This is a genomic window from Devosia sp. SD17-2 (assembly GCF_029201565.1).
GTDB lineage: Bacteria > Pseudomonadota > Alphaproteobacteria > Rhizobiales > Devosiaceae > Devosia.
The window spans coordinates 3,764,652-3,785,307 of record NZ_CP104002.1; the positions used below are offsets into that span (position 1 = coordinate 3,764,652).

A 20,656-nucleotide genomic window follows, 5' to 3' on the forward strand; every position below is an offset into this window, starting at 1 on the left:
GTCACAGTTGCGCGGAAAGTTCCCCCGATAGTTGCGTCTTCCGCGCTAGCCTTTCGTCTTATATCCGCAGGTCTAATCGAAAGCGCAAAAACCAAAGTCTAATGTGACCGGACCGCTTCCAATGAGGGTCACCATGACAAAGTCGCTTAACTCCATCGCCCAGAAGTTGATGGAAACTGGCAAGGGCATCCTGGCCGCCGACGAGTCCGAAGGCACGATCGCCAAGCGTTTTGCCAAGATCAACCTGCCCAATTCGCTCGATCTGCGCCGCGACTATCGCGAGATGCTGTTCCGCTCCACCGAGGCGATGCGCGACTATGTTTCGGGCGTGATTCTCACCGAAGAAACCCTCAAGCAGGAAGCTGCCGACGGCACGCCGTTCCGCGCCATTCTCGCTGATGCCGATTGCATTCCCGGCATCAAGGTCGATCGCGGCGCGTTCCCCATGCCGGGCGATACCGGCGAAAAGATCACCGAAGGTCTTGATGGCCTGCGCCAGCGCCTCGAGCAGTATGCCCATCTGGGTGCCGGCTTTGCCAAGTGGCGCGCCGTCATCACCATCAATGACATCGCCCCGACCCGCAACAATATCCGCGCCAATGCCCACTCGCTGGCCCGCTACGCCATGCTCTGCCAGGAAGCCGGCATCGTGCCGATCGTCGAGCCGGAAGTGGTTGGCGACGGCGAGCCGGGCAATCATTCGCTGGAGCGTTGCGCCCAGGTGACCGGCGACGTGCTCGAGAACGTGTTCAAGGAACTGCGCCTGGCTGGCGTTGACCTCGCCGGCATGCTGCTCAAGCCCAACATGGTGCTGCCGGGCATCAACTCGCGCGACCGTCCGAGCGTTGAGGAAGTGGCGCGCCGTACCGTCGAAGTGCTCAAGGAGCATGTGCCGGCCGCCGTTCCGGGCATTGCCTTCCTCTCCGGGGGCCAGACCGACGAAGAAGCAACGGCCCATCTGTCGGCAATGAACCAGATCGGCAACAAGCCCTGGCCGCTGACCTTCTCCTATGGCCGCGCCCTGCAGAACGTGGCGCTGCGCACCTGGGCCGGCCGCCGCGAGAACTTCCCGGCTGCACAGGCCGCCTTTACCCATCGCGCCAAGATGAACTCGCTGGCTGCGCTGGGCCAGTGGAGCAACGCCATCGATCGCGCTGCCTGAGTTTTACCGTCAACCTTCTGACCCACTTTACGCGCTCCCCCGGGAGCGCGTTCAGACTGCTGACAAACCCCTGGCTTTGGCCGGGGGTTTTTGATTCACTGGGGCATGTTGAAGAAACCCAGCCCTGAACAGACTGCCCTCGAGATGGTGACGCTCGATGGTCTGGTGCCGAAGGATCATTTGCTGCGCAAGATCGACGCGGTGATCGACTTTTCGTTTATTCATGATCGCGTCGCGGGGCTCTATTGCGCCGACAATGGCCGGCCCGCGCTTGATCCGACCTTGATGTTCAAGGCGCTCTTCATCGGCTACCTGTTTGGCGTGCGCTCCGAGCGCCAGCTGGTGCGCGAGATCGAGGTCAATGTCGCCTATCGCTGGTTCTTGCGCATGAAGCTGACGGATCGGGTGTTTGACGCCTCGACCCTGTCGCAGAACCGGCGCCGACGCTTCAACGACACGGATGTGGCGCAGGACATCTTTGATCACATCGTCGAGCAGGCGATCCGCCACGGACTGGTGGATGGTTCGGTGCTTTATACGGATTCGACCCATCTGAAGGCCAATGCCAACAAGGGCAAATATGATCTGCAGATGATCGAAAAGTCGCGCTCGGACTATTGGGCCGATCTCGACCGGGCGATCGAGGCAGAGCGGGCGCTGCATGGCCAAAAGCCCTTGAAGGACAAGGAGCGTGAACCGCAGGTCAAGGAAACCAAGGTCTCGCGCACCGACCCGGACGCCGGCTACATGGTGCGCGAGGGCAAGCCGAAGGGGTTCTTCTATCTCGATCATCGTACCGTCGATGGTCGCCATGCGATCATCACCGACACGCATGTGACGCCCGCCAATGTGCATGACTCGATCGTCTATCTCGACCGGCTGGATCGGCAGCGCCAGCGTTTCGACTTCGACGTTCAGGCCGTCGGGCTTGATGCCGGCTATGCCACGTCGGGCATCGCCAACGGGCTGGAGGCGCGCGGAATTCTGGGTGTCACCGGTTATCGCAACCCCACACCGCCGCGCCCTGGCATGATGCGCAAATCAAAGTTTGCCTATGACAGCGCGCAAGACGGCTATGTCTGCCCGCAGGGCCAGTTGCTTGCCTATGCCACCACAGATCGCAACGGCTATCGCCACTATCGTTCGGATCCAAAGATCTGCTGCGATTGCCCATTGCTTGCTTCCTGCACCTCCAACGCTGCCGCAACCCGTACGATCACCCGCCATGTCTGGGCCGACGCACGCGAGCGCACCGATCGGCATCGGCTGACGCCTTGGGGCAAGGCGATCTACAAGCGCCGCAAGGAGACGGTCGAGCGCTCCTTTGCCGACGCCAAACAGCTTCACGGACACCGCTATGCAAGGTTCCGAAGTCTGACACGCGTCGCCTACCAGTGCCTCCTGGCCGCCGCCGCCCAAAACATCAAGAAAATCGCCCTCGCGCTAACCAAAGCCCCCAAACCAAGCCTCGCATGAGGCGGGAGCCTTGTGCGCGCCAAATCTACCAGGCGCTTAAGCCGGCAAACCCAGCACAAAACAAAACCCCGCCCAAAAATGACGGGGTTTGTCAGTGGTCTGCGCGCTCCCCCGGGAGCGCGTTTTTTATTGCGCGGGCTCCCCGGCCATGCGTCGGCGGGCTTCCATTGCCAGCACCCTGCCCTTGCCCTATTGGAGAAAGGGTCCCCTTTCTGCCCCAATGACAGACTAGGGAATTGCAGCGTCGCAAGTCGGGTTTTTCATGGCTCCCCAAATCTATCTCATTACCCCTGCCGATCCGGACCTTGTCGAGTTTCCGCGCCGTTTGATGGCCGTGCTGGCGGGCCCTGAAGTCGCGGCCATTCTGGTGCAGCGCGGCACGATGGGCGACGAGGACTATTCCCGTCTCTCCGAGCGCGTGGTGCAGATCGGCCAGGCCGCCGGCGCCGCCGTGCTCCTCGAAAATGACGTCGAACTCGCGCGCCGCCTCGGCGCCGATGGCGTTCACGTCAGCGAGGGTGGCACCAAGGCAATCCGCGCCGCCGTCGATGGCCTCAAGCCCAATGGCATTGTCGGCGCAGGCGCCGTGAGCTCGCGCCATGACGCGATGAGCTTCGGCGAACTCGACGTCGATTACGTGTTTTTCGGGCCCGTCGGAGGCGCGCCGGACAAGGACGCCGCCGAATTTGCCCAGTGGTGGGCCGAGACGTTTGAAATTCCGGCAGTCCATTCCGATCCCGCGGCACAACCGGGTGCGATCACGGCCACCGGGGCAGAATTCGTCGCGCTCTCGGACAGCGTGTGGTCTGCTGCCGATCCGGCTAAGGCCCTCGCGGCCCTCGCCGATGCAACACAGGAAAACGCATGACGCGGCGCGCCCGCTTCCTGGCCATCGCCTGCCTCTGCCTCGTGCAGCCGGCCGTGGCGCAGTCGAGTGATGCCGAGGCGATCAGCAATGCCGTGTTCGGCACGCCCGAAAATGTCGATTACGCCTTTGGGGCTTTCCAGCGGGGCTATTTCCTCTCCGCCCTCGAGCTGGCGCTGCCACGCGCCGAACAGGGCGACGCGGCCGCGCAGACGCTGATCGCCGAGCTTTATGCCAAGGGCCTTGGCGTCGCGCAGAACCACGAGCGTGCTGCCGGCTGGTACAAGCTGGCCGCGGGCAATGGCGACACGCTGGCGACTTTCGAGCTCGGCATTCTCTACCAGGATGGTGTGGGCGTCGAAAAAGATCGCAAGCGCGCTGCCGAGCTGTTCGCCAAGGCGGCTGAAGCCGGTTATGCGCCGGCAAAATACAATATGGCCCTCCTTCATGTGGAGGGCATTTATGCCGAGCCGAGCCTCACTACCGCGGCGCGGCTGATGCGCGAGGCGGCCGAGGCCGAGCTGCCCGAAGCGCTCTATGATTACGGCTCGATGCTGATCGAGGGCGCGGGCGTCGCGCCAAATGCCGAAGAGGGCGCGCGCTATATCGGGCTTGCCGCCGAAGAAGGCCTCGCCGATGCGCAGGTCGACTATGCCACCCTGCTCTATCTCGGCCAGGGCATCGAACGCGATATTGAAGCGGCGGCGTCCTGGTATCTGCGCGCTGCAGAAGCGGGCAATCCCGTGGCGCAAAACCGCCTGTCCAAGCTGATGGCCGTGGGCGAAGGCACGACACTCGATCTGGAGACTGCGGCCATGTGGCGCGCACTGGCGCGTCGGCAGGGTCTGACCGATCCTTCGCTCGACCGCCTGCTGGTCTCCATCCCCCCCGAGGCGCTGGCCCGGGCCGAGGAGCGCGCCCGCTTCTGGCCAGAAAACCCGCCGCGCGCCCAGACGGAAAGCGCCAGCCCGCCGCCAGCCGAGATCATCGGCCCGCTGTTGCCGGCGCCGACCGATCCCGAAAACGCGCCGAGCCAGGTGGTCAACCCTGCGCCCGAGGAAGCCGCCCCGGCGGCCGATGAGACGCCCGAGAGCAGCGCCGAGGACCCGGCAGACGAAGCGCCCGAAGCCGAAACCACACCGGCCGAGGACGAAGCAGAGGCCCAAGACCCTTGAACGAGCGCGCGTTCTGGGGCAATAAGCCCGCCACACTTTCAATCAGCGGCAGGACCTTGTGGTCCATCCGGCGCTGCGGCGGGCTTTGGTCCCGGCGGCGCATCACCGGCCGCATGAGCCAAGCGAGCACAATATAATGGCGCGTTCCGCCCTTCTCACCGTCATGGTCAACGCAGCCTTCAAGGCCGGCAAATCGCTGTCTCGCGACTTCAACGAGGTCGAGAACCTGCAGGTGTCGCGAAAAGGTCCGGCCGATTTCGTCTCCAAGGCCGACATCAAGGCCGAGCAGATCGTCTTTGACGAACTGCGCAAGGCGCGCCCGACCTATTCCTTCCTGATGGAAGAAGGCGGCGAGGTGAAGGGCACCGACGGCCAGCATACCTGGATCATCGATCCGCTCGATGGCACCACCAATTTCCTGCATGGCATTCCGCTGTTTGCGGTCGCCATCGCACTGCAGCGCGGCGACGATATTGTCGCCTCGGTGATCTACAACCCAATCATGGATGAGCTCTATACCGCCGAAAAGGGCGGTGGGGCCTGGCTCGCCGACCGCAAGCGCCTGCGCGTTGCGGCCCGCCGCCACCTGTCCGATGCGGTGATCTCCACAGGCATCAAGACCCAGGGCACGTCCAATGACGGCCTGCAGTTGCGCCAGCTGGCCCATATCAACCCGGCCGTCGCCGGCATCCGCCGCTCCGGCTCGATCGCGGTCGACATGGCCTGGCTCGCCTCCGGCCGCTTTGACGCGCTTTGGGAAGCCGGTCTCAAGCCCTGGGACGTGGCGCCGGGCCTGCTCATGGTCAAGGAGGCCGGTGGCCTCGTCACCGACTACGCCGGCCAGCCCGGTTCGGTCTGGAACGGCCAGATCGTCGCTGGCAATGAAATCCTGCATGGCGCCATGATGAAAGAACTCAAGGCCATCCAGTAAGGCCGGGCACCGGTCGGGGCGCAAATCTCTCCGGCTGCCATACTGACGCCCCGACAGGCGTTAAGCTTTTCCATTGTCACCTCTATCAGCCGCCTCTAGAGTCCGGGGCGGTTGATTTGCGTTAGGCGGGACAGGGCAAAGGCACGATGTCGCAAGGTTACGATCCCTATCATCTGGCCAGTCCGACGGTTTATCTCGTCAAGATCGTGATCTTTCTGGTGCTGGTGGCGCTGGTGGGGGCGATCCTGTTCACCCAGATCACGAGCTTTTTCTGGGCCAACCCGTTCATCAACTCGATGATCTTCTTTGCCCTGTTCGTGGGCATCTTCCTCAGTTTCCGCCAGATTTTCCGGCTGTTCCCGGAAGTGAAATGGGTCAATTCCCTCCAGGACGGCACCACCACCAATGTGCGCCCGCCGATTCTGCTGGCGCCGGTTGCCGGCCTTTTGCGCGAGCGCATCGGTGAGGCGATCATTACGCCCTCCTCCATGCGTTCCATCCTCGACTCAGTGGGCAATCGCCTCGACGAGGCCAAGGACACGTCGCGCTATCTCACCGGCCTTCTGGTCTTCCTCGGCCTCATGGGCACGTTTTACGGTCTGCTTGAAACCGTGACCTCGGTGGCTGGCGTCATTAATGCGCTGGACGTGACCTCGAGCGACAGCGGCGCGCTGTTTGCTAATCTCAAGGAAGGCCTTGCGGCCCCGCTGGGCGGCATGGGCACCGCGTTCTCCTCCTCGCTGTTCGGCCTTGCCGGCTCGCTGGTTCTGGGCTTTCTCGACCTCCAGACAAGCCAGGCGCAGAACGCTTTCTACACCGATCTCGAAGACTGGATGACCTCCATGACCGAGCTCGACCATCCTGTCAGTGCCATGCAGGCCAATGCCGGCGGCCCGGACATGCAGGCGATGATCGACAGCATCGGCGCCACCATGCAGAGCCAGAATTCCTCCCAGAACGCGATCCGTGCCATGGCCGAGCTGGCCCGCGGCATCGACGGGCTGGTCAAGCATATCCGCACCGAGCAGGACGATCTCCGGCGCTATATCAACGAGCAGGGCGAAACCAACAAGAAGCTGCGCGACCTGATCAAGGCCATGCTCAACGAGGCCGACCAGACCGAGCGCCGGGACTAGGCCATGGCAGGCTCGACCCGCTCCCGCAGGCGGCAGGAGGCCAATTACTGGCCCGGGTTCGTCGATGCGCTGTCCAGCCTTTTGCTGGTCATCATCTTCATGCTCAGCCTGTTCATGCTGACGCAGTTTTTCCTCGGCCAGGAAATCCAGGGGCGCGATACCGCGCTCTCCCGGCTCAACAGCCAGATCGCCGAGCTGACGGAACTGCTGCAGCTCGAGCGCGCCAGCTCCGATGATCTGGCCGACCAGCTGGCCGCTCTGACCGCGACGCTTTCCTCCACCGAAGCCGAGAACGCCGCGCTGGCCGGGCAATTGGCCGGGATCGGCGCCGGGCTGGGCGACCGGGATTCCACCATTGCCGGGCTGCAGGAAGAGTTGCTCGCGGCCGAGCAATTGTCGGACGAAGCCAATTCGCAAGTTGCCCTGCTCAACCAGCAGCTGGCGGCCCTGCGCACGCAGATCGCGGCGCTGGAAAACGCGCTCGAGGCCTCCGAGGCCCGCGACACCGAATCACGCACCCAGATCGCCGATCTCGGGCGCCGCCTCAACGTGGCGCTGGCCCAGCGCGTTCAGGATTTGGCGCGCTATCGCTCCGACTTCTTCGGGCGCTTGCGGCAGATCCTCGAAGGTCGCGCCGATGTGCGCGTCGTGGGTGATCGTTTCGTCTTCCAGTCCGAAGTGCTGTTTTCTGCGGGCCAGGCGACGATCGCCACCGAGGGCCTGCCCGAACTCGACGCGCTGGCCGATGCCATTTTGCAGCTCGAAGCGGAAATACCACCCGATATCAACTGGGTGCTGCGCATCGATGGTCACACCGACAAGCGGCCGATCTCCAATGCCCGCTTCCCGTCCAACTGGGAGCTGTCGGCAGCCCGCGCCATTTCGGTGGCGGAGTATCTCGTCTCGAAGGGCGTTGCACCCGCCCGGCTCGTCGCCGCCGGCTTCGGCGAATTTGCGCCACTTGATCCGGGCGAAACCGACGAAGCCTACCGCCGCAACCGGCGCATCGAGTTCAAGCTCACCGAAGGGTAATCCCCCGACGGCTGCACGCCGACCGAGCTGGATACCCCCACCCAACCTCCCCCTGGTAGGGGGAGGAGCCCATAGGGGCCCTCGATATCTGCACATCCACTGGCCGATCCCTCCCCCTTCTTCAGGGGGAGGTTAGGTGCGGGGGTGCGATTGACGCCAAAACCTTCACCCCTCACCCCGCCCTCTCCCCTGAGGGGCGAGGGGGCGATAGAGCCGAGAAGGTGGTGCACGGCAGGAGCCTTCAGTCGGCCCCACCTCAAAAATCCAAACTACTCGGCGCGGAACTGCAGTTTTGCCAGCTCGGCATAACGGCCGCCCTTGGCGACGAGTTCGTCGTGGGTGCCCTGGTCGATGACCTCACCGGCTTCGAGAACCAGGATATTGTCGGCGTCGCGGATGGTGGCGAGGCGGTGCGCAATGACCAGCGTGGTGCGGCCCTGCATCAGGTGTTCGAGGGCCATCTGCACGAGACGCTCGGACTGGGCGTCGAGCGCGCTAGTGGCCTCGTCGAGCAGCAGGATGGGCGCGTTCTTGAGGATGGCACGGGCAATGGCGAGGCGCTGTTTCTGGCCGCCCGACAGCATGACGCCGCGTTCGCCGACGATGGTGTCATAGCCCTTTGGCAGATCGAGCACGAAGTCATGGACCAAGGCAGCGCGCGAAGCGGCCTCGATCTCGGCTTCCGTGGCGTCGGGCTTGCCGAAGCGGATATTGTCGGCGATCGAGCCGGCGAAGATCGTCGGTTCCTGCTCGACATAGGCGAAGCGCTGGCGCAGCTCGAAGAGGCTGGTATCGCGGATATCGACGCCATCGACGAGAATACGGCCGCTGGTGACGTCATAGAGCCTCTGCAGCAGCGAAAGCGTGGTCGACTTGCCCGATCCCGAGGGGCCAACCAATGCCACCGTCTGGCCCTTGCCCACGTTGAAGCTGAGGTCGCGCAGCACCCGATCATCGGAGGCCGGGTCATAGCCGAAATCGACGGCCTCGAAGGCGACAGTGCCGAGCGATGGCTTTGGCAGGGCAATCGGGTGTTCCGGATCGCGGATCACCGCGTCGGTATCGAGGATTTCGGTGAGACGTTCCATTGAGCCTGCCACCGACTGCAGCGTGCCCAAAACTTCTGAGAGATTGGTCAGAGCGCCCGAGGCCATCAGGGCATAGACCATGAACTGGGCCAGCTGGCCGGCAGTGACGGAGCCGTCGAACACGGCACGGGCACCCCACCACACGAGGCCCACAAGGGCACAAGTGCCCAGGAAAATGACCAGCGACACAAGAATGGAGCGCGCGCCGAGGCGACGGACTTCCGCGCCATAGCTGGCTTCGGTGCGCGTCTGGTAGATGTCCGCCTGCACCTCTTCCTGGGTGAAGGATTTTACCGTGCGGGTGGCGCCGAGCATTTCGGTGGCCATGGCCGAAAGATCGGCCAGGGCATCCTGGGTGTTGCGCGACATGCCGCGCAGGCGGCGGGAATAGAGCATAACCGGGAAGATGATCGCCGGCACGGCAATGACGACAGCCACGGTCAGCACCGGGCTGGTGAGAATCATCATCGCCAGCGCGCCGATGATCGAGACCATGGAGCGCAGGGCGAGCGAGAAGCTCGAGCCCACTGCGCCCCGGATGATGGCGGTGTCACCATTGAGGCGGCTGGTGAGCTCACCGACGCGATTGGTGTCAAAATAGCGCGCATCGAGCTTGAGCAGATGCGAGAACACCGCCTGGCGCAGATCGGCAACGACGCGCTCGCCGATGACGGAGATAAAATAGAAGCGCGCGCCGCTGGCAATGGCCATGACGAAGGCGATGGCAATGATCCACCAGCCATAGCGGCCGACATTGTCGAGGTTCTGTGCAATAAAGCCTTCGTCGATCACGCCGCCCAGAAAAGCGGGGATGGCTAGCGAGGCCGATGCCGACACCAGAAGAAACAATATGGTAAGGCCAAGGCGCACCGGATAGGCCAGCATGAACGGCAGGAGACGGCGCAGGGGCTGCAGCCGTTTCGGCTCAAGCCGGGGCGTTTCGATGATCTGCTCGGGCTTGTTTTCCGCCGGGACGGCTTGATCTGTCATAGGCTGGTCCGCCGCTCCGGTTGTTTTTTGCCGCCGCGCGGCGGTCCGTTCGATATAGGCTCGGGGGCTGGGAGCGGCAACAGGCAGCTTGCGGGTAAAATTGCCGCTGTCACGCCCTTGCCTAAACGGGCTTGGTTCTGTAATAGACCGACCAACACAAGTTTCCAGCTCTCCGGGCGCCACGGCGCCCGTTTGATTTGAGGCGCATGCGATGAAGTCCGATATCCATCCCGACTACCACACCATCAACGTGGTCATGACCGACGGCACCACCTACCAGACCCGTTCGACCTACGGTAAGGAAGGCGATACGCTGCAGCTCGACATCGACTCCAAGACCCATCCCGCCTGGACCGGCGGCACGGGCCAGCTGATGGACCGCGGTGGTCGCGTGTCGCGCTTCAAGGAGCGCTTCAAGGGTCTCGGCCTCTAAGGCTCGCCCTGGCGAAAAGTTTCAAAGCCCGGCCTTGTGCCGGGCTTTTTGCTGTTCACGGCCATGTCGCAGCGGAGCAAAAGCTTCGCAACCACGGCGTGCGGGAGGGTTTTCCACATGCGATTTACGCTGTTCTTTGCTGCCGCCATTCTGGAGATCGCCGGGTGCTTTCTCGTCTGGCAGGCGTGGCGGCAGGGCCCGGTGTGGCTCTGGGCCCCTGCCCTTGTCGCGCTGGGCGCCTTCGCCTGGCTCCTCGCCCTCAGCGGGATGGATAGCGCCGGGCGCACCTTCGCCATCTATGGCGGCATCTATGTGCTGGCCTCGGTGGCCTTCATGGTGTGGGTCGAGGGCGTGCGGCCCGATCGCTGGGATCTGGCCGGCATCATGCTGACGCTGGCCGGGGCGGCCGTCATCTTCTTTGCCCCGCGCAGCTGAAGCACAGAGAGGTTAGCGCTTGGCCTGGAAGGCGGCGTGCAGGCGGGAGAACTGATCGGCAATGCCATTGGTCTGGCCGGCCGGCTGATCGGGCAAGGCGCCACGTTCGAGCTGATCGAGCTGCATGACGCGATCGAACAGGCGATCGCCCTTGTCGATGAAATCGCGCAGGATCTGCGGCAGGAGGTCATAGCCCGGACCACCGCGCTCGGATGGCGTGGCGGAAAACTTGACCTTTTCCTTTTCGGCGCGGGCGTTCTCGCGGCTGATCTCGCCTTCGTTGACGGCGCGCTGCAGCAGAAGCCAGGAGGCGATCTGCATCAGGCGCGTGGTCAGGCGCATGGATTCGGTGGCGTAGAGAAAAGCAGCTTCGCGCGGCAGGAAGCGACTGTCTTCGCGCCCGTCCTCGTCGAGATAGACGGCAACTTCCTCGATCAGCCCCATGCCTTCGCGATAGAGCGCCGTAAAGCCCCCGGAAGCCGCGATACGCGGTCCGATCGCTATTGCCGATGTGCTGTCGCCCTGTTCCGCCATTCCGCTTCCTAAGTCATGGTGCCGGAGATTGCCCGCCGTCACGATCGAACCATAGGCCCGATCCCGGCAAGCGTCACCCTTGCGATTGTACTTAGGCTAAGATGTGGTTAGCCGCCAGACCAAGTGAACAAAAAGAAAGAGCCGTAAAAACGGCTCTCGAAGTTAACAGGGAGGCGTCAAACAGAGGGAGAAACCGCTCTGAAGAATTCAGAAGAATCTGAATAATGAGACCTTACCCGTAAACTCTTAATTGTATGTTAATGGGACAGACTTTCTTAACCCTGCCCACCGAGGCTTTGTTTACCAGCCTTGAGCACCCGATGAACTATCGAGCAGCGTCCGGCCGGTCAACGTGATCAGGCAGGTGCCGGCGACGGTCTCGACCCAGCCCTTTTCTTCGAGGGACCGCAGCTGGGTGGCTGCTGCACCACCGAAACGGCCTTCGGCCAAAGCGCGCAAATGCGCCAGCTCTGCCGGGCGCACACCTTCAAGAATGCTATCGATCTGTCGCATCGTTTTCTCCCATCATTCGCCCGGACCAAACGGTCTACGGGCGGCGAAACGGCGGCTTTCTGTAGCGGGCCGCCTGCAATTGCCACACAAATGTCTGGACTGGCTGCTCGCGCCAGGCGCGCTCGCCCGGCGTTCGGGCGGATGCCACAGGGCTGCGCTCCCGGTCGGGAGCCCGCGCTGATGCCTTGAGCGCCCGCCGCACGGCGCAAAGGCCAGTCACCACAAAAAGGACGACGACAGAAAAAAGGTTCCAGTTCATTTTCAGGCTTTCCCAGGCTCAGCGGGCACCCTAGCCGCTTCCGCTGGCAGCCCCCATCTTAACCAGTGATTAACCTTAACCTGTAGCAAGAAGGCCGGCGAAAGCCTCAGAACTTGAAGGCAGCCTCGGCGGCCTTGCGTGTGTGACCGCGGGCATCGATGGCGGCCTTGAGCCGGACAATCTCGCCTTCGAGCAGGGTAATGCGCTGCTCGAGTTCGCCCACCGACAGGGCATCGAGCGCCATGCCGACCTCATGGGCTGTCGGAGCCTTGCGGTTCTCTTCCTCGATCATGACACTCTCCCTTTGGACATTGGTCATAGATTAGCGCAGCGGCCTTGCCGAGCAAGCGCGCTTGGGCAAACATGCTGGCATGACACCATCACATTTCCTGCCAGCCGACATGCTGGCCACCGCCATTACCGCCCCCGGTGGGCCAGAACAATTGGTCGCGAGCCGCCATCCCCTGCCCGCGATCGGGTCCGGCGACATCCTCATCCGCATGGCGGCAGCCGGGGTCAATGGCCCCGACCTGGCGCAAAGGCGTGGCCATTACGATCCCCCACCGGGCGCATCGCCGCTTCCCGGGCTCGAAGTCTCGGGAACGGTGTCAGCGGTAGGCGCCGATGTCAGCAATCACAAGGTGGGCGACGCGGTCATGGCGCTGACAAATGGCGGCGGCTATGCCGAATATGTTGCCGTGCCGGCCGGCCAGGTGCTGCCCGTGCCGCAGGGCTGGAGCTTTGCCGAGGCAGCCGCCCTGCCCGAGACCTGGTACACCGTCACCCAGACCCTCGTCATGCGTGCAGGCCTTGAGGCCGGCATGAGCGTGCTGGTGCACGGCGCCTCTGGCGGCATTGGCGGCGCGGCCATCCAAATCGCCGGGCTTTTGGGCGCACGGGCCATCGGGGTCACCTCAACCCCTGAAAAAGCCGCCTACGCCAAGGCCATGGGCGCACACGCCACCATTGATCGCAGCGAAGACATCGCCGCCCGCGCCAAGGAACTGACTAACGGCAAGGGTGTCGACCGCGTCGTCGACGTCATCGGCGGGGACATGGCGGGGGTCAATGTCGCGGCCTCGGCCCGCAACGGTCACATTGTTCAGATCTCGACCCTCGACGGCGGCACCGCGGCAGTGCCCTTGCGGCTGATAATGGCCAAGGGCATCACGCTGTCGGGATCGACCCTGCGCCCACAGGACAGCGCTACCAAGCGGGCCATCGCCGAGCGCGTGGCGACGTTCCTTCCTGCCCTCGCCGCCCTCGGCTGGCGCAAGCCCGACATCCGGCTTTTTGATCTCGAAAACGCGGCTGAAGCCCATGCGGCGATGGAGGGGCGCGGCCATATCGGCAAGCTCGTGCTGCTCAGCGCATACGGACGCGAGAGTGCGGCGGATCTGTCTTAATAAATCCTTGGCAGAGTTGATAAGCGTTGCAGGATTGAGCGCAAAACTCTATATTAGGGACAGTTTCCCCTCAGCATTTGGCCAAGAGGCGGAGCGGCCCGGTGGAAAACCGGCCGCGCCACCAGGAGAGAATTGACATGTCCCAGCCCCTTTTGATGCCCAAGGCGACTGCCGTCTGGCTCGTGGACAACACTGCCTTGTCGTTCGAACAGATTGCCGCCTTCTGCACACTGCATCCGCTGGAAGTCCAGGGTATTGCCGATGGTGATGTCGCCAGCGGCATCATGGGCGTCAACCCCGTGCAGAACGGTCAGCTGTCGCGCGAGGAAATCGAGAAGGCCGAGAAGGATCCCAATTACCGTCTCAAGCTTTCCGATCCCAAGGTTCGCGTTGCCGCCGTCAAGCGCAAAGGCCCGCGCTACACCCCGATCTCGCGCCGCAATGAGCGCCCCAATGCCATCAAATGGCTGGTGCGCAATCATCCCGAGCTCAAGGACGCGCAGATCATGCGCCTCGTCGGCACCACCAAGTCGACCATCGACTCGGTGCGCGACAACAACCACTGGAACGCGGCCAATCTGACCGCCATGGACCCGGTCACCCTGGGCCTGTGCAGCCAGATCGAGCTCGACCTCGAGGTCAAGCGCGCGTCCAAGGATGCGGCCGTGCAGCAGACCGATGTGGCCGAAGGCACGACGCTCCTCACCGCCGAGGAAGCGCTGGCCCGGGCCGCAGCCCGCACCAGCCACGACCTCAGCTTTGACGACCAAGGCGGCGAGCACCATCACCGCCCGGCGCCGAACAACGAAGAGTTCGACGCGGACTCCGTGTTCTCCAAGCTCAAGTCGCTCAAGAGCGACGCCGACGAGTAAGCGGATCGCATCCGAGTTTGAAAATCCCCGCTCCGGCGGGGATTTTTGTTTGTGCCCCTTGCACATCAACGACGAAACCGTCGGCTCCTTCGTCTCCCTCCCCCTTGTGGGGAGGGAGCAAGGGTGGGGGTAATCTCTCAGCAGAGCCGGGGCGCTTGGACCAAGACCCAGTCGCGATATAACCGGACTCCGCGCCTGTGGCTCCACCCCACCCTCATTCCCTCCCCATCAAGGGGAGGGAAGCCCGCCGGTGGATGGCCGAGGTCTCAGACAGTACCCCTCAAAAAGTCATAAAACCCTCGGCTCCATCGTCTCCCTCCCTGTGGGGTGGGATCAAGGGTGGGGGGCTACAAGTGTCCTCCGGTTGACAAAACATCCATACAAGAGCGCAGATAGACCAAACCTGCCTCCCGGATTCGCTTTCCAAAATGTTTGATCCTGTTTTCGTCACGGTTGCCGTGCTCGCGGTGCTGATTGTCGGCCTGTCCAAGGCTGGGCTGCTCGGCGGCCTGGGCGTTGTCGGCGTGCCAATGCTCGCCCTCATCATGCCGGCGCGCGATGCGGCGGGCATGATGCTGCCGGTGCTCCTCTGCATGGATGCGGTGGCGGTCTGGATGTATCGCAAGGAGTTCGATCGCTCGATCCTCAAGCTAATGCTGCCCGGAGCTGCCATTGGCACGCTGATCGGCTGGGCCCTCTGGGCCTTTGTCAGCGACGCCATGGTGCTGCTCCTGGTGGGCGTCGTCACCCTGCTCTTTGTAATCGACGCCGTCTTCCCGATCCGCAAGAAACTCGAAGGCCTGCCGCCATCGAAAGGCTGGGGGAGTTTCTGGGGCGCCACGGCAGGCTTTACCAGCTTCATCTCGCACACGGGCGGCCCGCCGTTCCAGATCTATGTGCTACCCCAGAGGCTGAGCCCGGCCATTTATGCCGGCACCTCGGCCATGTTCTTTGCCGTGGTCAACACCTCCAAGCTGATCCCCTATTTCTTCCTCGGCCAGCTCAATGTCAGCAATCTGACACTCTCGGCGGCTTTGGCACCGGTGGGCATGCTGGGCGTCTTTATCGGCATTTATCTGGTGCGCCGCATCTCGGCCAAACTCTTCTACACCATCGCCTATTGGCTGATCTTCCTTCTGGCCTTCAAGCTGATCTGGGATGGCCTCGTTGGCGTGATGGGCTGGTAGGGCAAGGCCTTCACAGCGCCAATTCTGGCCGCTAAGGTCCGCCGCAATTGATTTTCCGGGAGAATTTGATGAGCGCCACCACGCAAAAGGGCCATAATGAGTTCGGCAACCTTCCAGTGTGGGATCTCTCCGATCTCTATCCCGGCAAGGACAGCCCCGAATTCAAGACGGCCCTGACCGAAGCCAAGGCGCTCGCGAGCAAATTTGAGGCTGACTACAAGGGCAAGCTGGTCGAGCTGACCAAGGCCGGCAAGCTGGTCCAGTCGATCAAGGACAGCGAAAAGCTCGAGGATCTGGGCGGCCGCATCGGGTCGTTCGCGTTCCTGCAATATGCGCAGAACACCACCGATCCGGACCGCGCAAAATTCATGGGCGACATCAATGAGGCGCTGACGGCGCTCTCGACCCAGACCCTCTTTTATACGCTCGAGCTCAACCGCATCGATGATGCCGATCTCGAAGCCGCCCTTTCTGCCGATCCGGAGCTCGCGCGTTATCGCGTCTGGTTTGCCGAACTGCGCAAGGCAAAGCCCTACCAGCTCGATGACAAGCTCGAAGAGCTATTCCAGGACAAGTCGGTCACCTCGTTCTCGGCCTGGAGCCGGCTCTATGACGAGACTCTCGCCTCCCTCGAGTTCGAGGTCGATGGCGAAACGCTGAGCATTGAAGCGACGCTGCACCTGCTCTCCGACAAGGACGAAAAGAAGCGCGAGAGCGCCTATCACGCCCTCGCCAAGGTGCTGAAGGCCAATAGCCGGCTTTTTACCCACATCACCAATGTCTTGGCCAAGGACAAGGAAATCTCCGACCGCTGGCGCGGTTACGAGGACATTGCCGACAGCCGCCACATGGCCAATTCCATCGAGCGCGAAGTGGTCGATGCGCTGCAGACCGCCGTGCAGGAGGCCTATCCGCGCCTCTCGCACCGCTACTACAAGATGAAGGCCAAGTGGTTCGGCAAGGACAAGCTCAATGCCTGGGACCGCAATGCGCCGCTCCCCACCAGCGATGATCGCATCTGGGACTGGGACAGCGCCGTCTCCACCGTGCTTGAGGCCTATGGCAAGTTCTCGCCCGAGCTGGCCGAGGTCGCAAAACCCTTCTTCAATTCCGGCTGGATCGACGCCCCGGCCGGCAATGGCAAGCGCTCGGGCGCCTTTGCCCATCCCACCGTGCCCAGCGCTCATCCGTATCTCATGCTCAACTATCTCGGGCGCACCCGCGATATCATGACGCTCGCCCATGAGCTCGGCCATGGCGTGCACCAGAGTCTCGCTGCCGCGCAGGGGCCAATCCTCGCCAATACCCCGCTGACCCTGGCCGAAACCGCCTCCGTGTTCGGCGAGATGCTGACCTTCCGCTCGCTGCTCGAAAAGACCACCGACCCCACGCAGCGCTTTGCGCTCCTCTCCTCCAAGGTCGAGGACATGCTCAACACGGTCGTGCGGCAAATCGCCTTCTATACCTTCGAGCGCCGCGTCCATACGGCCCGCCGGCAGGGTGAGCTGCGGACCGAGGAAATCAACGCCATCTGGCTGGAAGTGCAGGCAGAATCGCTCGGCGACGGCGTCATTTCCAATGACGGCTACGAGAGCTTCTGGACCTATATCCCGCACTTCATCCATTCGCCCTTCTATGTCTATGCCTATGCCTTCGGTGACTGCCTTGTGAACTCGCTCTATGCGCAGTATGAGAAGTCCAACGAAGGCTTTGCAGAGCGCTATTTCGAGCTTCTCAAGGCAGGGGGCAGCAAGCACCATTCCGAACTGCTCGCGCCGTTTGGACTGGACGCCAAAGACCCCAACTTCTGGTCGCTTGGCCTGTCGATGATCGAGGGGCTGATCGATGAGCTTGAGGCGACCTCGCCCTGAGGGCTTGGGCGCCCGAACAAGTAGACGACGATTGTAGAGGACCATATGGCCAACCATCAGCATCCGCCCACCGTGCGTGAATCCGCAAATGACTACCGGGAGCACGAACGCACCTATAATGGCTTCATTACCGGGGTGAAGTGGACAATCTACGGCACCGCGATCTCGATGGTTCTCCTCTACTTCGTGATCCAGCCCTAAAATAATCAGACGACGCAGGCCCATGAAAACGAGCCTGCCCGCGGCAGGCGGGTAGGAGAGTTTTTATGAAGATTGCCGTGCTCCGCGAGGCATCGACCGGCGAAAGCCGCGTCGCTGCCACTCCGGAAACTGTCGCCAAGCTCATCGGGCTGGGTGCAGAGATTGCAATAGAAGCCGGTGCGGGACTGGGCTCCCGCATCAGCGATCAGAACTTCGCCGCAGCCGGCGCCAGCATTGGCTCCCGCGTCGAAGCCATCGACAACGCAGACATCATTCTCTGCGTCCGCCGCCCCAGCGCGGCCAGCCTTGCCGGGGCCAGATCCGGCGCCCTCCTCATCGGTGCGCTCGACGCCTTCGGCCATGAAGCCGAGATTGCCGCGTTCGCCGCATCGGGGCTGACGGCCATTTCCATGGAATTCATGCCGCGCATCACCCGCGCGCAGGTGATGGACATTCTCTCCTCCCAGGCCAATCTTTCCGGCTATCAGGCCGTCATCGAGGCGGCGGCGCTGTTTGAACGCGCCATGCCGATGATGATGACCGCCGCCGGCACCGTCCGCCCGGCAAAAGTTTTCGTCATGGGTGCCGGGGTTGCCGGGCTCCAGGCCATCGCCACCGCGCGGCGCCTGGGTGCCGTGGTGTCGGCAACCGACGTGCGCGCCGCTGCCGGCGAGCAGGTGGAATCGCTGGGCGCCAAGTTCGTCATGACCGACGCTCTCAAGGATGCCTCGGGCACGGGCGGCTATGCGCGCGAGTTGACCTTGACCGAGCAGGCGGCCCAGGCCGAGCTCGTCGCCGGCCACATCGCCAAGCAGGACATTGTCATCACCACGGCGCTCATTCCCGGGCGACCGGCGCCAAAGCTGGTCACTGCGGCCATGATCGAGGCCATGACCCCGGGCGCCATCGTCGTCGACCTCGCGGCCGAGCGCGGCGGCAATGTGGAGCTGACCCGGGCCGACGAGATCGTCGAGCACAATGGGGTAAAAATCGTCGGCTACACCAATATGGCCAGCCGCATACCCACCACCGCCAGCCAGCTTTACGCGCGAAACCTCCTCGCCTTCATCGAGACGCTCGTGGACACGGCGAGCAAGAGCCTCGCCATCACCTGGGATGACGAGCTGGTCAAGGCCACGGTGCTCACCCGCGACGGCGCCATCGTTCACCCCAATTTCACCAGCACGGCGACGCTGCCGCCGAAAAACGTTCCGCTCGAACCGCCCCCGAGAAAAGTCGCTGACGCGCCAAAGGGAGACGCATGATGGACAGCACGACCGTTGAACCCACCGCCGATCTGGCCGCGGCGATTGCCCATGGCGCGCTGGGGGGAGCGATTGACCCCTTCACGTTCCGGCTGGCGATTTTCGTCCTCGCCATTTTCGTCGGCTATTTCGTGGTCTGGAGCGTCACCCCGGCCCTTCACACCCCGCTGATGAGCGTCACCAATGCCATTTCCTCGGTGATTGTCGTCGGCGCCCTGCTCGCCGTCGGCGTGCAACTGGCAACTGACGCCAGCTGGGTTTCAAAGCTCTTCGGCTTCATTGCTCTCGTCTTTGCCAGCGTGAACATCTTTGGCGGATTTCTGGTCACCCAGCGCATGCTGGCCATGTACAAGAAGAAGGGTTGAGCCGTGATCGACGCCAATATCGCCGCCCTTCTCTATCTCGCCGCCGGTATCCTCTTCATCCTCGCGCTACGGAGCCTTTCCAGCCCCTCCTCGGCCCGGCAGGGCAATCTCTACGGCATGGTCGGCATGGCCATCGCCATTGTCACCACACTGCTCGTGGCTGCGCCCAATGACTGGGCCAGCTGGTTGCTGATCATCGGTGGCATCGGCATCGGCGGTGGGATCGGGGCCTATATCGCCCGCTCGGTGAAGATGACCGATATGCCCCAGCTGGTCGCGGCCTTCCACTCTCTGGTCGGACTTGCCGCCATCTTCGTCGCCGCCGCAGCGCTCTATGCGCCCGTCGCCTTCGGCATTGTCGATCCTTCGGGGCATATCCATGCCCAGGCGCTCATCGAAATGTCGATCGGCACCGCCATTGGCGCCTTCACCTTTACCGGCTCGGTCATCGCCTTTGCCAAGCTCAACGGCAACATGTCCGGCAAGCCGATCATCCTGCCGGCCCGCCATCTCATTCATATCGTCATCGGCATTGTGCTGGTGGCGCTGGTCTGGGCCTTTGCCGTCACCGGCAATCCCTGGCTCTTCTGGCTGATCACCATTCTCGCCCTCGTGCTGGGCGGACTGATGATCATCCCCATTGGCGGCGCCGACATGCCGGTCGTCGTCTCCATGCTCAATTCCTATTCGGGCTGGGCGGCCGCCGGAATCGGCTTCACCCTGGGCAATACCGCGCTGATCATCACCGGCGCCCTCGTCGGCTCCTCGGGCGCCATCCTCTCCTACATCATGTGCAAGGCGATGAACCGCAGCTTCATTTCCGTCATCCTTGGCGGTTTTGGTGGCGACGCCGCTGCTGCCGGCTCAGGTGCGGAAGAGGATCGCCCCGTAAAACAGGGCGCGGCTGAAGACGCGGCGTTCCTGATGAAAAACGCCGGAAAAGTCATCATCGTGCCCGGCTATGGCATGGCCGTTGCCCAGGCCCAGCACGCCCTCCGGGAAATGGCCGATCAGTTGAAAGCCGCCGGCGTCGAAGTGAAATACGCCATCCATCCGGTGGCCGGCCGCATGCCGGGGCATATGAACGTGCTCTTGGCCGAAGCCAATGTGCCCTATGACGAGGTTTTTGAGCTCGAAGACATCAATTCCGAATTTGCCCAGGCCGACGTCGCCTTCGTCATCGGCGCCAATGACGTCACCAACCCCGCCGCCAAGACTGACAAGACCTCGCCGATCTACGGCATGCCGGTTCTCAACGTCGAGGATGCGGGCACGGTGCTGTTCATCAAGCGCGGCATGGCGGCAGGTTACGCAGGGGTGCAGAACGAATTGTTCTTCCGCGACAACACCATGATGCTGTTCGGCGACGCCAAGAAGGTCACGGAGGACATTGTCAAGTCGCTAGGGCACTGACCGACCGCAGTGTCTGATCACCAGAGCCCCGCTCCAGCGGGGCTTTT

Annotated in this window: 22 protein-coding genes; 17 read left to right on the top strand and 5 right to left on the bottom strand. The window is 62.9% G+C overall.

The features are described from left to right. Positions 1–133 precede the first annotated feature (133 nt). The 7 genes from NYQ88_RS18540 (at position 134) to NYQ88_RS18570 (ending at position 7,777) form a co-directional block, all read left to right on the top strand. Positions 134–1,162 carry a class I fructose-bisphosphate aldolase gene (locus NYQ88_RS18540; protein WP_275652563.1) on the top strand — a complete coding sequence of 343 codons (1,029 nt, stop codon included), beginning with the start codon at positions 134–136 and terminating at the stop codon, positions 1,160–1,162. A 105-nt stretch (positions 1,163–1,267) separates the two neighbouring features. After that, on the top strand, positions 1,268–2,638 hold the full coding sequence (locus tag NYQ88_RS18545; RefSeq protein WP_275652564.1) for an IS1182 family transposase: 1,371 nt from the start codon (positions 1,268–1,270) through the stop codon (positions 2,636–2,638). A gap of 262 nt (positions 2,639–2,900) precedes the next feature. Further along, the gene (locus tag NYQ88_RS18550) at positions 2,901–3,506 is read left to right on the top strand and encodes a thiamine phosphate synthase (RefSeq protein ID WP_275652565.1); all 606 of its coding nucleotides are present in this window, start codon (positions 2,901–2,903) and stop codon (positions 3,504–3,506) included. After that, the gene (locus NYQ88_RS18555; RefSeq protein ID WP_275652566.1) at positions 3,503–4,678 is read left to right on the top strand and encodes a tetratricopeptide repeat protein; all 1,176 of its coding nucleotides are present in this window, start codon (positions 3,503–3,505) and stop codon (positions 4,676–4,678) included. The genes NYQ88_RS18550 and NYQ88_RS18555 overlap by 4 nt, the downstream gene beginning before the upstream one ends. Before the next feature lie 136 nt (positions 4,679–4,814). Continuing rightward, positions 4,815–5,609, top strand: a complete 795-nt coding sequence (locus tag NYQ88_RS18560; protein WP_275652567.1) for an inositol monophosphatase family protein — start codon at positions 4,815–4,817, stop codon at positions 5,607–5,609. Between the two features lie 146 nt (positions 5,610–5,755). After that, on the top strand, positions 5,756–6,745 hold the full coding sequence (locus tag NYQ88_RS18565) for a flagellar motor protein MotA (RefSeq protein ID WP_275652568.1): 990 nt from the start codon (positions 5,756–5,758) through the stop codon (positions 6,743–6,745). Between the two features lie 3 nt (positions 6,746–6,748). Next, positions 6,749–7,777 (top strand): peptidoglycan -binding protein, encoded by a 1,029-nt coding sequence (locus NYQ88_RS18570; RefSeq protein WP_275652569.1) that lies wholly within the window; start codon positions 6,749–6,751, stop codon positions 7,775–7,777. Positions 7,778–8,046: 269 nt separating this feature from the next. Here NYQ88_RS18570 and NYQ88_RS18575 read toward each other — a convergent pair whose 3' ends face one another. After that, positions 8,047–9,855 (bottom strand): ABC transporter transmembrane domain-containing protein, encoded by a 1,809-nt coding sequence (locus tag NYQ88_RS18575; RefSeq protein WP_275652570.1) that lies wholly within the window; start codon positions 9,853–9,855, stop codon positions 8,047–8,049. A 211-nt stretch (positions 9,856–10,066) separates the two neighbouring features. Between NYQ88_RS18575 and rpmE the strand changes: the two genes are divergently transcribed. Continuing rightward, positions 10,067–10,288 (top strand): 50S ribosomal protein L31, encoded by a 222-nt coding sequence (gene rpmE / locus NYQ88_RS18580; RefSeq protein WP_275604552.1) that lies wholly within the window; start codon positions 10,067–10,069, stop codon positions 10,286–10,288. Positions 10,289–10,405: 117 nt separating this feature from the next. Continuing rightward, complete coding sequence (locus NYQ88_RS18585) at positions 10,406–10,723, top strand: YnfA family protein (RefSeq protein WP_275652571.1); 318 nt, start codon at positions 10,406–10,408, stop codon at positions 10,721–10,723. Positions 10,724–10,735: 12 nt separating this feature from the next. Here the strand turns inward: NYQ88_RS18585 and NYQ88_RS18590 are convergent, their stop codons facing one another. From NYQ88_RS18590 to NYQ88_RS18605, 4 genes are all read right to left on the bottom strand, one after another. Further along, positions 10,736–11,257, bottom strand: coding sequence for a DUF1465 family protein (locus tag NYQ88_RS18590; protein ID WP_275652572.1), 522 nt, complete (start codon positions 11,255–11,257; stop codon positions 10,736–10,738). Between the two features lie 300 nt (positions 11,258–11,557). Next, the gene (locus NYQ88_RS18595) at positions 11,558–11,770 is read right to left on the bottom strand and encodes a hypothetical protein (protein WP_275652573.1); all 213 of its coding nucleotides are present in this window, start codon (positions 11,768–11,770) and stop codon (positions 11,558–11,560) included. A gap of 34 nt (positions 11,771–11,804) precedes the next feature. After that, a complete protein-coding gene (locus NYQ88_RS18600) occupies positions 11,805–12,029 on the bottom strand; it encodes a hypothetical protein (protein WP_275652574.1) in 225 nt (74 codons plus the stop codon). A gap of 106 nt (positions 12,030–12,135) precedes the next feature. Beyond that, the gene (locus NYQ88_RS18605) at positions 12,136–12,321 is read right to left on the bottom strand and encodes a DUF1192 domain-containing protein (RefSeq protein WP_275652575.1); all 186 of its coding nucleotides are present in this window, start codon (positions 12,319–12,321) and stop codon (positions 12,136–12,138) included. Positions 12,322–12,400: 79 nt separating this feature from the next. Between NYQ88_RS18605 and NYQ88_RS18610 the strand changes: the two genes are divergently transcribed. The 8 genes from NYQ88_RS18610 (at position 12,401) to NYQ88_RS18645 (ending at position 20,609) form a co-directional block, all read left to right on the top strand. After that, positions 12,401–13,435: an NAD(P)H-quinone oxidoreductase gene (locus NYQ88_RS18610; RefSeq protein ID WP_275652576.1), complete on the top strand. Its 1,035-nt coding sequence runs from the start codon at positions 12,401–12,403 to the stop codon at positions 13,433–13,435. Positions 13,436–13,572: 137 nt separating this feature from the next. After that, positions 13,573–14,307 carry a cell cycle transcriptional regulator TrcR gene (locus NYQ88_RS18615; protein WP_275652577.1) on the top strand — a complete coding sequence of 245 codons (735 nt, stop codon included), beginning with the start codon at positions 13,573–13,575 and terminating at the stop codon, positions 14,305–14,307. 428 nt (positions 14,308–14,735) lie between these two features. Then, on the top strand, positions 14,736–15,494 hold the full coding sequence (locus NYQ88_RS18620) for a sulfite exporter TauE/SafE family protein (RefSeq protein WP_275652578.1): 759 nt from the start codon (positions 14,736–14,738) through the stop codon (positions 15,492–15,494). A gap of 68 nt (positions 15,495–15,562) precedes the next feature. Next, a complete protein-coding gene (locus tag NYQ88_RS18625) occupies positions 15,563–17,365 on the top strand; it encodes a M3 family oligoendopeptidase (RefSeq protein WP_275652579.1) in 1,803 nt (600 codons plus the stop codon). A gap of 45 nt (positions 17,366–17,410) precedes the next feature. Beyond that, positions 17,411–17,566, top strand: coding sequence for an aa3-type cytochrome c oxidase subunit IV (locus NYQ88_RS18630; RefSeq protein ID WP_275652580.1), 156 nt, complete (start codon positions 17,411–17,413; stop codon positions 17,564–17,566). A gap of 65 nt (positions 17,567–17,631) precedes the next feature. After that, positions 17,632–18,831, top strand: coding sequence for a Re/Si-specific NAD(P)(+) transhydrogenase subunit alpha (locus NYQ88_RS18635; protein WP_275652581.1), 1,200 nt, complete (start codon positions 17,632–17,634; stop codon positions 18,829–18,831). Then, positions 18,828–19,196, top strand: coding sequence for a proton-translocating transhydrogenase family protein (locus NYQ88_RS18640; RefSeq protein WP_345774601.1), 369 nt, complete (start codon positions 18,828–18,830; stop codon positions 19,194–19,196). Before NYQ88_RS18635 ends, NYQ88_RS18640 begins: the two co-directional genes overlap by 4 nt. A 6-nt stretch (positions 19,197–19,202) precedes the next feature. Continuing rightward, complete coding sequence (locus tag NYQ88_RS18645; RefSeq protein WP_275654953.1) at positions 19,203–20,609, top strand: NAD(P)(+) transhydrogenase (Re/Si-specific) subunit beta; 1,407 nt, start codon at positions 19,203–19,205, stop codon at positions 20,607–20,609. The last annotated feature ends 47 nt before the right edge of the window (positions 20,610–20,656 follow it).

Excerpts from the sequence above, each read along its gene's own strand:
- NYQ88_RS18550 (WP_275652565.1), top strand. The coding sequence starts at position 2,901 with ATGGCTCCCCAAATCTATCTCATTACCCCTGCCGATCCGGACCTTGTC.
- NYQ88_RS18540 (WP_275652563.1), top strand. The coding sequence starts at position 134 with ATGACAAAGTCGCTTAACTCCATCGCCCAGAAGTTGATGGAAACTGGC.
- NYQ88_RS18595 (WP_275652573.1), bottom strand. The coding sequence starts at position 11,770 with ATGCGACAGATCGATAGCATTCTTGAAGGTGTGCGCCCGGCAGAGCTG.
- NYQ88_RS18620 (WP_275652578.1), top strand. The coding sequence starts at position 14,736 with ATGTTTGATCCTGTTTTCGTCACGGTTGCCGTGCTCGCGGTGCTGATT.
- NYQ88_RS18575 (WP_275652570.1), bottom strand. The coding sequence starts at position 9,855 with ATGACAGATCAAGCCGTCCCGGCGGAAAACAAGCCCGAGCAGATCATC.
- NYQ88_RS18560 (WP_275652567.1), top strand. The coding sequence starts at position 4,815 with ATGGCGCGTTCCGCCCTTCTCACCGTCATGGTCAACGCAGCCTTCAAG.
- NYQ88_RS18625 (WP_275652579.1), top strand. The coding sequence starts at position 15,563 with ATGAGCGCCACCACGCAAAAGGGCCATAATGAGTTCGGCAACCTTCCA.
- NYQ88_RS18605 (WP_275652575.1), bottom strand. The coding sequence starts at position 12,321 with ATGATCGAGGAAGAGAACCGCAAGGCTCCGACAGCCCATGAGGTCGGC.
- NYQ88_RS18615 (WP_275652577.1), top strand. The coding sequence starts at position 13,573 with ATGTCCCAGCCCCTTTTGATGCCCAAGGCGACTGCCGTCTGGCTCGTG.
- NYQ88_RS18635 (WP_275652581.1), top strand. The coding sequence starts at position 17,632 with ATGAAGATTGCCGTGCTCCGCGAGGCATCGACCGGCGAAAGCCGCGTC.
- NYQ88_RS18545 (WP_275652564.1), top strand. The coding sequence starts at position 1,268 with ATGTTGAAGAAACCCAGCCCTGAACAGACTGCCCTCGAGATGGTGACG.
- NYQ88_RS18555 (WP_275652566.1), top strand. The coding sequence starts at position 3,503 with ATGACGCGGCGCGCCCGCTTCCTGGCCATCGCCTGCCTCTGCCTCGTG.
- NYQ88_RS18570 (WP_275652569.1), top strand. The coding sequence starts at position 6,749 with ATGGCAGGCTCGACCCGCTCCCGCAGGCGGCAGGAGGCCAATTACTGG.
- NYQ88_RS18565 (WP_275652568.1), top strand. The coding sequence starts at position 5,756 with ATGTCGCAAGGTTACGATCCCTATCATCTGGCCAGTCCGACGGTTTAT.
- rpmE (WP_275604552.1), top strand. The coding sequence starts at position 10,067 with ATGAAGTCCGATATCCATCCCGACTACCACACCATCAACGTGGTCATG.
- NYQ88_RS18630 (WP_275652580.1), top strand. The coding sequence starts at position 17,411 with ATGGCCAACCATCAGCATCCGCCCACCGTGCGTGAATCCGCAAATGAC.
- NYQ88_RS18610 (WP_275652576.1), top strand. The coding sequence starts at position 12,401 with ATGACACCATCACATTTCCTGCCAGCCGACATGCTGGCCACCGCCATT.
- NYQ88_RS18585 (WP_275652571.1), top strand. The coding sequence starts at position 10,406 with ATGCGATTTACGCTGTTCTTTGCTGCCGCCATTCTGGAGATCGCCGGG.
- NYQ88_RS18590 (WP_275652572.1), bottom strand. The coding sequence starts at position 11,257 with ATGGCGGAACAGGGCGACAGCACATCGGCAATAGCGATCGGACCGCGT.
- NYQ88_RS18600 (WP_275652574.1), bottom strand. The coding sequence starts at position 12,029 with ATGAACTGGAACCTTTTTTCTGTCGTCGTCCTTTTTGTGGTGACTGGC.
- NYQ88_RS18640 (WP_345774601.1), top strand. The coding sequence starts at position 18,828 with ATGATGGACAGCACGACCGTTGAACCCACCGCCGATCTGGCCGCGGCG.